General features: G+C 67.2%; 7 protein-coding genes. All 7 read right to left on the bottom strand.

What is annotated here, in order from left to right; translation table 11 throughout:
• Positions 1-242: hypothetical protein (locus LLH00_12410; protein ID MCE5272070.1), on the bottom strand; the 242-nt coding region annotated here is incomplete at its 3' end.
• Positions 239-1726: an aldehyde dehydrogenase family protein gene (locus tag LLH00_12405; protein MCE5272069.1), complete on the bottom strand. Its 1488-nt coding sequence runs from the start codon at positions 1724-1726 to the stop codon at positions 239-241. The genes LLH00_12405 and LLH00_12410, both read right to left, overlap by 4 nt.
• A 42-nt stretch (positions 1727-1768) precedes the next feature.
• Positions 1769-2905 carry a dockerin type I domain-containing protein gene (locus tag LLH00_12400; protein ID MCE5272068.1) on the bottom strand — a complete coding sequence of 379 codons (1137 nt, stop codon included), beginning with the start codon at positions 2903-2905 and terminating at the stop codon, positions 1769-1771.
• A gap of 195 nt (positions 2906-3100) precedes the next feature.
• Complete coding sequence (locus tag LLH00_12395; GenBank protein MCE5272067.1) at positions 3101-5365, bottom strand: hypothetical protein; 2265 nt, start codon at positions 5363-5365, stop codon at positions 3101-3103.
• Positions 5366-5384: 19 nt separating this feature from the next.
• Positions 5385-7097: a hypothetical protein gene (locus LLH00_12390; protein MCE5272066.1), complete on the bottom strand. Its 1713-nt coding sequence runs from the start codon at positions 7095-7097 to the stop codon at positions 5385-5387.
• Positions 7098-7127: 30 nt separating this feature from the next.
• A complete protein-coding gene (locus LLH00_12385) occupies positions 7128-8438 on the bottom strand; it encodes a hypothetical protein (protein MCE5272065.1) in 1311 nt (436 codons plus the stop codon).
• A gap of 144 nt (positions 8439-8582) precedes the next feature.
• A complete protein-coding gene (locus tag LLH00_12380; GenBank protein ID MCE5272064.1) occupies positions 8583-12233 on the bottom strand; it encodes a DNRLRE domain-containing protein in 3651 nt (1216 codons plus the stop codon).
• Positions 12234-12472 lie beyond the last annotated feature (239 nt).

The raw sequence follows: 12472 nt of genomic DNA, 5'->3' as shown, positions 1-12472 counted from the left end.
GCCTCGGCGACCTTGGCGCAGGTCATGCCCACCGCGCCGCCGGCGGCCAGTTGACGGCGCGCCAGGGCCACGCACTTGTGCGATTTGAAATGCGGCCGCAGACGGCAGGCGCGGACCGAGAAATATCCGGCCATAAGCTTGAGGTTCCGGTCCAGGGCCTCGATGTCCAGCACCAGGGCCGGGGTGGACAGTGTCTCCAGCGGCGCGCTCAGCAACTTACCCTCTTTTCCTGTCTGGCTCATCGCAGTCCCCAACCCGGCACGGCCTGGTCATCATAGGCGACCACCGCGCTCTTGCGCTGACAGTAGGCCATCAGGCCCTCGATCCCCAGCTCCACCCCGGTGCCGCTCAGCTTGTGCGGCGGCACAGGTATCTGCGGGTAGCCGTTCAGCATGCTGTTGACCCAGATAATCCCCGTGTCCAGGGCCTTGACCAGGCGCAGCGCCCGCGCGCTGTCGCGTGTCCAGACCGAACCGGACAGCCCATACTCCACGGAGTTGGACAGGGCCACCGCCTCGGCCTCGTCCCGGAAACGCTGGACTGTCAGCACCGGGCCGAATATTTCCTCCCCGGACAGTCGCGTCCCGGGGCGGACATCGGAGATTATTGTCGGCTCGACCCAGAAACCCCGCTCCAGGGTGGCAGGCAGGGAGGGCTTGCCTCCACCCGCCACGACCCGGCAGCCCTCGGCGGGTGCGGAGCGGACATACTCCCGCACCGTGTCGTACTGGCTGCGGGTGATCATCGGACCGGCCAGGGTGGACAGTTCCCGCGGGTCGCCCAGCCGCACGCGGGCGGTCTTGCTGAGCAGGATTTCCTCGAAGCGTTCGGCCACGCTCTGTTCCACCAGCAGACGGGAGCAGGCCACACAGAGCTGCCCGCTGTTGACAAAGGCGCTGAACACGGCGGCCTCGGCGGCGCGCTCCAGGTCGGCATCCGCGAACACGATAATCGCGTTCTTGCCGCCCAGCTCCAGGTTGACAGTTTTCATGCTCTCGGCGGCCAGTTTCTGGATTGTCCGTCCGGCCGCGGTGGAGCCGGTGAACGATATCTTGCGCACCAGGCGGTGGCGGACCAGGGCGTTGCCGGTCGTGCCGCCGGGCCCGGTTACCACGTTCACCACCCCGGGCGGGATACCGGCCTCGGCGCACAGACGGGCCAGGCCGAGCGTGGAAAGGGGGGTCTCCACACTGGGCTTGAGCACTATCGTGTTGCCCGCGGCCAGGGCCGGGGCCAGTTTCATCGCCGCGTTGACCAGGGGATAGTTCCAGGGCAGGATCCCGGCCACCACGCCGTACGGCTCGTACAGGCTCAGCAGGAACGACCCGCTGTCCGTGGACTTGACCCGGCCCTCGATCTTGTCCGCCGCCCCGGCGTAGAACCGGATGAGGGCCAGAGTGAGCGGCAGCTCGGCTTCCCGGAGCTGCTTGAGCGGCTTGCCGGTGTCTATCAGCTCCAGCTCGATCAACTCGGCGGCGTTGCGCTCCACCACCTCGGCCAGCTTTATGAGCCGGTTCCCGCGCTCGGCTGCGGAGAGGCCGCGCCAGGCGGCGGACTCGAACGCCGCCCGGCTGGATTCCACCGCCCGGCCGGCACAAGCCTCATCCGCGCAGCTCTGAATGGCGATCACCTCGCCGGTAGCCGGGTTCAGCACCTCGCGGACTTCCGCGCCCGGCTCGAACACCTCCCGGCCGTCGATCAACGGGCCGACTTTCAACAACTCCATACACGCTCCTTTGAAGAATTCTTTCAGTTCGTCATTCCGGCCTCATTTGCCGGAAAGCTTTTTCAACAGCTCCAGAAGGTCGAACACATCGGTCTTGCCGTCACTGTTCAGGTCGGTGGCGCCGGAGGACGGGTTGGCCCCGCTCAGAACTTTCAGCAGATCGAGCAGGTCGAACACGTTGATCACCCCGTCGCCGCTCACGTCCCCGCTGGCCGCGCCCACCGTGACCTTGCCGCCGGTCTCGGTGTGGGTCAGCTCGATATCCGCTCCGGCCTCGACCGCGGCCAGGGCCACCCGGGCCAGGCTGAGCGGGATATCGCCCTGGGTGGCGCCCTTGGCGATAGTGAATGTCACTTTGAGCAGCTCACGGTTGCTGCCGGCCTTGACCGGCTTATCCAGGTAGAAATCCACCAGCCAGACATCCAGGCGCCCGGCCTCGTTGGCCGCGGGGATATCCACCCCGGCCAGGCCCAGGCTGTCGCTGCCCGGGGCATCCGCCCCGCGGCTCACCGACTTGACCTGCAGCTTCGCGCGGTCGAACATCAGGCTGAACGAGGCGGCGCTGATATCCTTGCTGCTGGTCACCGTCACCGTGGCCCGCACATCGCTGCCCGCCGGTCCGCGCACCTCGGAGACCTTGAGCGCGGCGTCGGTTGTCTGCCCGCTGGAAACTGTCACCGCGCCGTCGACCGTGCCGACCGCCAGCACCTCACCGGCCGCGCCGGACAGGGATGCGTTCGAGAGCGTGACCGGCACGCTGCCCGAGGCCCCGGCGGCCACGCTGAAACTGAGCAGCAGCACCTCCCGGTCGGTCCCGGGAGTCACCGGATGGGTCAGGCTGGAGTCTATCATCTGGATCACCAGCTTGCCGGCGGCCTCGGTCACGCTGGAATCTCCGACCGTGAACTCGGTGGGGTCGGTCATGACAAGGCCCTCGGCCGCCGCGCCCCGGGCCGCGCTTTTGAACGTGAGCTTGGACGGATCGAAATGCACCTCGAACGAAAGCCCGGCCACGTTCGATTCGCAGCTCAGGCCGACAATCACGCTGACATCCGCGCCGGGCTGGGCCGTGGCCGGCAGCACCTTGAGCAGGTTGGCGCCGCGGGCAAGGCCGGGCAGGACCAGCAGAGAGACACACAGGGCAAACAGTCGCGAGAGAACATACCGGGTGTCCGACATCTGACACTCCCCAGGCTGAAGGTTGACCGGGCACAGGCGGGGCCGCGGCCACGTGGCTGCGGAACGAGCCGCCCGTCGCACTCCCGGTTCGGAAGGGATACAGGCTGTGGCTGCCTTGGCTTTCCTCCTTTCACGACCGCAGACGATTCGAGATACTGCATTCCGTTTGAACCACAATCATCGCCCGGCCGGTTTTCAACCCCCGGCCGGGGTCGAGGCGATTTTGAGCAGCAGCCAGACCAGATCGCGCAGACCCACAACACCGTCCGCATTGAGGTCCAGGGCCGCGCTTTCGCTGCCGGCGGCCAGAAGGGCCACCATCCGCACGGCGTCCTGCATGTCCAGGCGGCCGTTGGAGTTGAAATCTCCGGGGCTGCCACCGGCGGGAGAGCTCAGGCGCGTGATCCAGTCCACCAGCAGTTGACGGCGTTCCTCGAAGCGGTCGGGTTTCCAGCCCCCGAAGACAGTCTCGCTCGTGGAGGGCTCGGTGAGCGCCTGAGCACGGAAAGCCTCCAGCAGGCCGGAGATGGAGTCGGCGGCCCAGGGGTCGGGCGAGCTTTTGATCAGACCGCGCAGGCAGTCGATATAGCGCAGGTCATCCACCCCCTCGCGGACCGCCTCCCAATAGGGGGTGGCGAGCGGGCCGTCCACCGAGGGCAGGGCCACCATCACATCCGCCCCCTCGCCGTCCAGGTCGGTGAACGGGTCGCCCTTGCCGTTCATCGTGTTCTGGAATGTCCAGGCCGTGGTCCCGTCAAACCCGCTGCGCCAGGCGCTGAACCCCCAGTAATAGCGGGTGAAGCAGAGGTTCATGTTCTGGCTGATCGTCTCGTTGCGGTAGACCCAGACCGGCAGCTCGGGCTGGGCCGCCCGGAGCGAGGGCAGCAGGTTCTCGTTGTAGGAGCCCAGCACCGGGAGGTCGAGCCAGTGCTCCTGAAGCCCGTAAGTGCCGGTCTCGGCCGTGCGGCCGCCCGCCTCGCGCACCGCCGCGAGAAGGTCACGGGCCTGCTGGCCGCGGTCCAGTGGATAGTCGGCGTTGTCCGCCGGCTCATCCGAGGGCTCGTACAGCACCTCCGGCCAACCGTTGACCTGGCACTGGTGGTTGACATAGCTCACCAGCTCGCGCATGCGCCCGGTCATCAGGGCCTTGTCGTACAGGCGCACGTTGCCCGGATGCCTGGGCTTGGCAGTGTGGACCAGCGAGCCGCAGAACCAGACCACGGGGCGGGTGAACCCCAGCGTTTTCGCGGCCTCCAGGGCGGCGAACAGCTCATCCAGGCGCGGGGCGCCATCCGGCGCGCGCTTGAAATGGAACCCCGAGTGCGGCCAGAGGCCGTTCATGCCGTGACGGCGGTAGTCCTCGTAGACCCGCCGCCCGGCGCGGGTGATGAGCGCCCGGTCGGCGTCCGGCCAGTCGTTGAACAGCTCGTAGAACTCGTAGGTCTCGCACATGTTGACATCCGTGCGGGCTTCATCCGGAAGGCGTACCGGGAGCACGCGCACGCTGAGAGGCGCCTCGCGCTCTCCCGTCGCGGCGCTTATCCGGACCCGTCCGCTGTAGAGGCCGGGGGCCTGCTCCGCCGGGGCGTGCACGGTGAGCCAGAACCGTCGGCTGCGCCCCGAGGCAAGCCCGGCCGCGGCGCGCCGGGCGATCAGGCGCGGCATCTGCCTGTAGTGGTCGCTCCCGTCGATCACCGTGGGCAGCGACTCCACCACGCCGATGGATATTTCAGCCCGCGGCAGCACCGCCCCGGCGCTGTCCGTGAGGTCGCCGGCCAGGCTCACCCGCACCGAGTCCAGGTCACGCAGGCCATAGAGCGAGAAAGTGAGCGGCTCGTACTCGTTGGCGGCCATAGTCACATGGAGCGAATCGGTCTTTTCCAGCATGGTCGGGCGGCTGTTCTCGTAGACCCAGCGCAGCCAGTCGCGGCGGTAGAGGATATAGCCCTGCTGAGTTTCCTCGGAGGTGGCGGCCGGTTCGGAGGTGGTCTCGTTGAACGGGCGTTCCGTGGGGTGGCGCTCGCCGATGCTCTGCCCGGCGAAATAGGAGCCGCCCAGCTCGCGGCGGTCGTAGGTCTTCGTGAACGCACCCAGCACCGCGCCCAGGCTGTCCAGGCTCTCCAGGGTCACGCGATAGACCCCCTGGGGCAGGTCGTAGGGCGCGCCGCAGCTCACATCCCCGCCCGCGCCCTCCAGGAAATGGTTCATCCCGGTGCCCAGGGTGTCGCCGCCCGGGGAGAGGAATGTCAGGCGCACATTCAGGTGGCGGGCCAGGTCGGACGGGCTGTCCAGGTCGAAAGCCACGATCAGATGTTTGCGCAACTCCAGGCTGCCCAGCAGGACCACCCGGTCGCGCAGGTTGATCGTGTTGATCCCGGTGATCCGGTTGTCGGCGCGGACCGTGGCTGTGACGGTGGCCAGGAGCGCGGCCAGGAGCGTGATTGCTGTCTTGAGTCTCAAAATGCCAGCCTTTCCGGTTTCAGGCGCGGGCCGCTTTCCGTCCCCCCAGGGTGAGCAGCAGGCCGAACACGATCAGCGAGGCCCCCAGGCCCAGGCACATCAGGCGGTCGCTCAGTGACGCGGGAATGAAAACGAACAGCGCCGCCAGGGCGCCCATCAGCATGGCGATCCGGCCGATCAGGCGCGCCACCGCGGCCTGGTCGACCTCCGAGGCCCGCATCTCCGTGGCCTCATCCACCGGCGTGTCGAGCTTGGCGTGAAACGCCTCGATCCGCTCCCGCTCGGCCGCCGAGGTGTGGAACAACAGCGGTGAGACGAGAAACGCAGCCACGCCCACCGCGATTATGGTCAGGGTGCTCACCGTGAATTCCATCCAGGGGCCGAGTGTCTGCAGCCAGTGCGACAGCGGCGGGCAGAACGCGAACACCAGGGCCGCCGCCGCGCTGCAGAGGAACGAGAACAGGCAGGACCAGGCGGGGGCGGGACGGTAGAGGAAACCCAGCAGCATCGGGATCGCCAGTGGGGCGATGGTGAGGCTCGATATCTTCATCATCACGCTGAACACGCTCTGTCCATAGCTGACCATGCTCAGGCTCAGGCCGATCACGAACAGGCCGATGGCGAGGGTGGTGATCCGGGCCACGCGCAGAAGGCCGCGATCACTCAGAGAGGGGTTTACCACCCGCTGGTAGATGTCCTTGGAGACAATGCCGGCCAGCAGGTTGTAGATCGAGGCCAGCGAACTCATCGTGGCCGCGAACATCGCCGCCACCAGCAGGCCCATCAGGCCGTGGGGCAACAGGTGAAGGGCGATCACCACATAGGAGCCCTCATCCGGGTTGGGTAGGGCCAGCAGGGCCTTGAGGTCGGGGAACAACACCCGGGCTGCCATGGGCGGCACGGCCCAGAAAAAAATCCCCACCGCGAACAGGCCCGTGCAGAGAAGCGACACCTTGCGCGCCTCGCGTTCGTTGCGCACGCTGAAATAGCGCTGGGCGATGGGGTTGGTGTTCTGGCCGCAGACCAGGAGAAGAAAGTAGGCCAGCATGTAGTGGCCGGGCAATGTCGGGGTGGGCACGTCGAAATAGCCGGCCGGGGCGGCGTGGACCAGCGCCGCGGGGCCGCCCACCGCGGCCAGCGAAAGCGGCACCAGCAGCACGCAGACCGGCAGCAGGATCAGGAATTGCACCGTATCGTTGACCGCCACGGCCCACAGTCCGCCCAGCAGGGTGTAGAACAGGATCACCATCCCGCAGCCCCAGATCACCAGGCGGATGTCGAGGCCCAGGGCGGTGGCGACGAAAATCGAGAGGGCGAACAGGGCCGCCCCGCTGTAGAGCACGTAGACCGGCACGTAGGACCAGCTCGCCACCTGGTGCGTGCTCAGGTTGAACCGCTGGGCCAGGTATTCCATGATCGTGGTCACCCGGCTGCGCCGCCAGAGCTTGGCGAACAACAGGTAGCCGGTGAAAATGGCCGCTCCGGGCAGGCCCAGGGTGAGCATGCCGGTCAGGCCCTCGCGGTAAACTATGCCCGCCCCGCCGGTGAACATCCAGGCGCTGAATGCGCTCATGAACGAGGACAGTCCGGCCACCCACCAGTTGAGCTTGTTGGCCGCCTTGAAATAGTCGGAGGACTCTTTCATGAAACGGGAAAAATAGATACCGATCCCGGCCAGCAGGGCCATATAGATCACGAGCACAGAATAGTCGTAGATGTCGAGCGTTTTCATGCGTTGCGTCTCTCCCCGGCGTTCTCGGTTTCAAACCAGCACGGACTTGTTTTTCACGGTGCGGAGCGTTTCGGGCAACAGGTCGTCCAGGGCCTCCAGCATGGCCTTCGTGATCGCACGCGCCTGCTCGATCGATTCGGTGAGCGGACAGGAGAGCACGGCCTGGAAAACTTTCTCCCGGTCCCCGCCCAGGGCCGCCTCCACCACCAGTTCATCCTTGGCCACGCTCTGGTGCAGGACCGGTGTGAGCTGCGGAGGCAGGGTCAGCGGCGGTAACTGGGTCACCTCGGCGCCGATCAGCACCGGAGCCTCGACCACGGCGTAGCCGGGCAGGTTCGCGATCACGTTCCGGTTGGGCAGGTTGGCCACGTATCGCCGCGGCTGGTCGTTCACGATGCTGCTTATTATCGAGAGCACCTCCTCCTCGGGCGGCAGGGGGTCGGGCGCCAGGGGGGCGCTGCCCTGGATCTCCCGGCGGATTTTCTGGAGCAGGCTGTCGCGCCGCTGACGGTGCCAGGGGATGTCCATGTCCTTGAGACCGTACTGGGCCATGCTGCGGCTGTCCCGCAGGAAGAACGGGAAAAACTCGCAGAGGTGCTCGTTGCCCGGGATGGCAAGGTAGCCGTAGGCCTCCAGGATCGCGGCGTTGACCGGCATGCGGCGGCGCAGGATTTCTATCCGGTCCCACAGCTCCGGCAGGCAGTCTCGCCCGTCGGCCCGCAGGCCCAGCACCCAGACCGCGTGGTCTACCCCGGCCATCACCGCCTCCAGGCTGCCCTCGCTCAGGCCGAACAACTCTTTCTCGATCCAGCGCCGGAAATAGGGCGGCGCGTCGCAGAACCCCAGCGTCCGGGTGGCCGAGACCCGCCGGATGGAGCGCAGAATCGCGGCCACCGGGTTGGACAGGTTGAGCAGCCAGGCCCCCGGGCAGCGCTTTTCTATCTCCAGGGCGATGCCGGTGAAAATTGGGATATGCCGCAGGGCGCGGAACACACCCGAAGGGCCGGTGGTGTCGCCCCAGGAATGGTGGTAGCCGAAGCGCAGCGGGATCTCCACCTCCAGCGCCCTGGCCCGTGAATCCTGAGCCGCTACTGTGCAGATCACGAAATCGGCGCCCTCCAGTGCCCGGCCCAGCTCCAGGCTCGACTCCAGACCGAGGCCGCTGCCCGTGTCCGCCACCAGGCGCCGGGCGTAGCGCTCCATCAGGCCGAGCCGCTCCGGGTCGACATCCATCAGCACCAGGGTGCAAGCCTCGAACTCCCGGTCGGTCACCAGGCTGCCCAGAATCCCGCGGGTGAAAAGCGTGCTTCCCGCGCCGATCAGAACGATCCTCTTTTTCACGATGCCCCTTCTCTCTTCGGTTCGCCGGCGGACAGCCGGGCAAGACAACACTGTGGCAGCCCGGGAGGGAGGCCCGGGAGGCCGGAGCGGAGACTGCCGGCCGCTGGCGCTGCGCGGCCCAGGCAGAGAAAATTTTCAGTCAACTCATTCCGCCAGGAGCTTGAGCATCCGCAGAAGGTCGAAGACATCGACTTTCCCGTCGGCGTTCAAGTCCGCGGCCGGGTCCTGCCCTGCAGAGCCGCTTAGAAGTTTCAGCATTCCCAGCAGGTCGAAAATGTCCAGCCGGTTGTCCCGGTTCAGGTCGCCGCTGGGGAAGATGCCCGCGCGACTGGCCTGACGCAGGGTGAAAGACCCACCGCCCGCGGACTCGAAGCTGACAGTCCCGGCGCTGGAGGCGGCATACACGCCCAACTGCTCCCCATCCCGAAGCACCTGGTAGGAGCCGGGGGCGAGGTCGGCCAGAAGGTGCCTGAGCGGCTGGGTTGAATCGAGGCTGTAGCTCAGGCTGTCCAGGCGCGCGCGGCTGCGGCTGAACAGCACCACCCGCGCGCCGCAGCGCAGGCCGCAGAAAGTCTCAGCCTGGATCAGGTCGGCCGCGGGGGCGGCCTCCTGCGGCGAGGCCGCCGGGTACAGCAGGTGCAGGAACTCATCCCCCAGGCTCTGGCTGTCGGGCAGCACCTCGAAACGCCAGGCGCCGGCCTCCGACTCCTCGATCCGGCCGAGCGGATAATTGCGGTTGTCCGAGTCGACCCAGAACTCGTAGCCTGCCCCTCCCACCACGCGCACCCGGTGGCCGGCGGGTAGAAGAGTCCGGCAGTAAAGCCGCCCGGCGCCGTTGTCCACAGTCACCAGGCCCGCGCGCCAGCGGGTGATGTGGTCCGCCACCTCGGTCGCCTCCAGGCTGCCCGGCTCGGACAGAGCGGGACGGTTCACGCTGTGCAGGACCCATTTCTTCTGGAAAGCGCGGTCCCTGGCCGTGGCGCGGTCGAAGACCACGAAATATTCCTCTGGTTTCAGGCGGACAAAGTAGCGCTCGGCGTTGGTGGCCGTGGCATAGATATTCGTGGCGTCGCCGTAGGCCAGGTCGTGGTCCGCCTCGCTCTCCAGGGTGAGCGTGACCGGGGAATGGTTGCCGTTGTTGCCCTGCTGGGTGCGCTGCCCGCCGAACTGCACCCCCGGCTGAATGATTTCCAGGGTGTTGCCGGGAAGGTCGCTGCCGTAGTAGTTGAGGTGGTTCTCGCTCTCCCAGCCGTTGTAGTAGCCCGAGCGGATCGCCAGGGCGGAGTTGCGGTGCAGGAGGAAACTGTTCTCGCAGGCCAGACGGTTGCCGTAGCCGTAATCCTGACGGGCGCGGAACACGGCGAACACATCCGATTTGTCCTCGAAGCCCGAGCGCATGACCACGAGACCCTGGCCCTTGAAAAGGCGCGTGCCGGGAAGGCTGTTGCCGGCGGCCTGGGCCTGGACCGAGCGGTCCTGCCAGATTAGGTCCCACATTTTCTGGCGCGAGGCCGGGCCGGGCCAGTAGTTCTCGGACAGGTCGGATGAGGCGGTGGCGGCGTATTGCGCCGCGTAGCAGTCACGGTAGCGGGCGGCCAGAAGGCTCCAGTAGGCGTGCCTGCCGCTGGTGGGCTCATCGGTCCGGGCGGTCAGCCGCGAGGGGCTCAGCTTGTCCACGTGCGCCACCAGGTTGTCCTGCGGACGGCTGAGGTACATCAGGTGCAGGGCAAGCTCGCGCAGGGCGGGCAGGCGTCCGAACACATCCTCGCCGGTGGCGGTGCGCCAGGCCTCCAGCTCGGGCGGAAAATTCAGCCCTGCCGCGCCCCAGAAATAGGAATAGCCCTCGTGCCAGCCGCCGCCGCCCTCGCCCACCAGGTTCACCGCCTCTATCTGAAGCTCCAGGGCCGCGCGGGCCTTGGCCAGCCAGTCGGCGGTCAGGGACGGGTCCAGGTCCGGGTCGCCTTGAAGGGCCAGCACGGCCATCACCACTCCGGCAAAATTCTGCTGATACATGTTGTGCAGCGGCGGCTTGTACTGGCCGAAAGTCAGCCCCACCGTGACCCAGTTCACCATCCCCTGGCGCAGGAAAGCGCGCTGGTCTGCGCTGAGATAATCGTACAGCCAATCGTAGACCAGGGCCAGACGGCGGCAGGAGCGTCCGGTGGCCCAGGACATGTCCCAGTCCAGGTTGGTGCTGACCGCGATTATGTCCTCCGGGCGGTCCACCGCGAACTGGCGCACCGCGTTATACGCCCGGTCGTAGTCCGCCGTGGCGGCTGTGCCTTTGAGCGTTTCGACCAGGGCGACAAAGGCCGCGTTGTAGGGATCATTGGCGGTGTAGCTTTTTACCCCGGCGTAGTCCTGGGCGTATTCTCCGTTCACCCGGTCGAGCAGGTCCGGGAACAGCTCGGGGCTGATTATCAGCCGCGGGTGGTCGCTGCGCACCCCGGTGCGCCCGGCGGCCAGGGTGGTGACATAGAGGATCGTGTCTGCGACCGCGCGGTTGCCGCGACGGTCGCTGGCGACGGGGCGCAGGCTGTAGGCGGCGCCGGGGATAAGGCCGGTCACAGTGACATAGTGCTCCAGGCCCAGGCTGGAGTCCAGGCCCGTGCTGTGATCGGACACTCCCGCGAGGCCGTAGTCCACCCCGGCGCGGCACGGCTCATCCGTGCTCCAGGCGACAAGCACATTATCCGGCCCGGCCCGCAGAACGCGCACCCGGCTCAACCGCGGGGGGACCGCATCCGCGGTGGGAGTGGCCGAGACCGTGGCCGCCGCGGCCCAGTTGCCCCAGAAATCATAGGCGAACACGCTGTAGTAGTAGCGCGTGCCGTTGACAAGGCTGCTGTCGCTGAGGCTGAACAGCCAGCCCTGGGCCAGGCTCAAGCCATCCTGGGGCGAGGCCGGGAACCCGCTTGTCGAGCGCACCACCACCACGCCGTCGAAATCCGCATCCGGCGGGGCGCTCCAGCCGAGGCTCACCCGGCTGTCCCCGGCCGCGGCAGTGAGGCCGCCCACTTTGGCCGGGCCGGACTGGTCCGGTTCGGTGGAGTAGACCACGGTCAGCGTGGGGCGCTTGTCCGGGTCGGCCAGGGCGCTCCACCAGACCGGGTCGGAGCCGCCGGTGCCGTTGAGCAGGAACCAGCCGAAATTGCTGTCCGGGTGTTCGGCCCAGACCTGCACGCCGCTCCGCACGTCGAAATTCTGGTACGCGCCCCGGACCGAGGGGATGACCGCATCCCGGTTGTCCGGCGCGTCGGAATAGTCGGCCCCGGACAGTCCACCCGGCGCGGCCCAGTGGCCGGGCGACTGTTCCGGGGCGCCGGTGCGGGACCAGTCGGCGCCGCTTGAATCGGCGCCGCTGCCCGCGCTCCAGGCTGTGATTGCGCGGTGGGTCCAGTGTTTGTCCGTGCTCGCGCCTGAGGCGCAGACCGAGAGCACGGCCCGACGGATATAGGCCCCGGGCGGCACCTGGCCCGGGTTGGCGCCGATCAGCTCGGGGAAACGCAGCAGGGTTTTTTCCAGCCGCAGGCTTGTGTTGCGCGTGTGCAGCACCTTGCTGTTGCCGTAGTTTTTCAGCGGGTTCTCCCGGCTGATGTAGGTGCTCTCGGTGGAATCGTACGCGCTCCAGCCCTGGGCGGTGTTGCCGGCCTGGAGCTGCACGCGCAGCGTGTCCGGGGCCGCCTGCAGGGCGGGGCGGCTTCCGAGCCGGGGCGGCGCGCCGGAGGCCTGGCTCGCGGCCAGGAGCGCCAGGGCCGGAAGGAGTGACAGGTATTTTGTGCTTTTCGATTTCATTCCAACACTCGGGTAATCCAGTGAACCTGTTTCCGGTGCCAGCAATGTCCGGTTAGTGACTTACAGTGAGAAGACGAAAGACTCTGTTCTGCTTTGGTTTCGGCCAAAGCAGCAAAGCCAGCGGGGGCCGCAAACTCGTCCAGACCACGCCTCCGCTTCGATCTTAAGTGTTTACGGAGTGTTGATGCCGCTCGCGCGTTGCAGCGGCGGCGCTGCCGCGAATCGCCGCCGCGCTGTGC

This window comes from bacterium, from assembly GCA_021372515.1.
In the GTDB taxonomy this organism is placed as follows: Bacteria; Gemmatimonadota; Glassbacteria; order GWA2-58-10; family GWA2-58-10; genus JAJFUG01.
This window is presented reverse-complemented; position numbering and strand designations above follow the sequence as displayed.

Coding starts and splice junctions, on each gene's coding strand:
- LLH00_12405 (MCE5272069.1), bottom strand. CDS start 1,726: ATGGAGTTGTTGAAAGTCGGCCCGTTGATCGACGGCCGGGAGGTGTTC.
- LLH00_12400 (MCE5272068.1), bottom strand. CDS start 2,905: ATGTCGGACACCCGGTATGTTCTCTCGCGACTGTTTGCCCTGTGTGTC.
- LLH00_12390 (MCE5272066.1), bottom strand. CDS start 7,097: ATGAAAACGCTCGACATCTACGACTATTCTGTGCTCGTGATCTATATG.
- LLH00_12380 (MCE5272064.1), bottom strand. CDS start 12,233: ATGAAATCGAAAAGCACAAAATACCTGTCACTCCTTCCGGCCCTGGCG.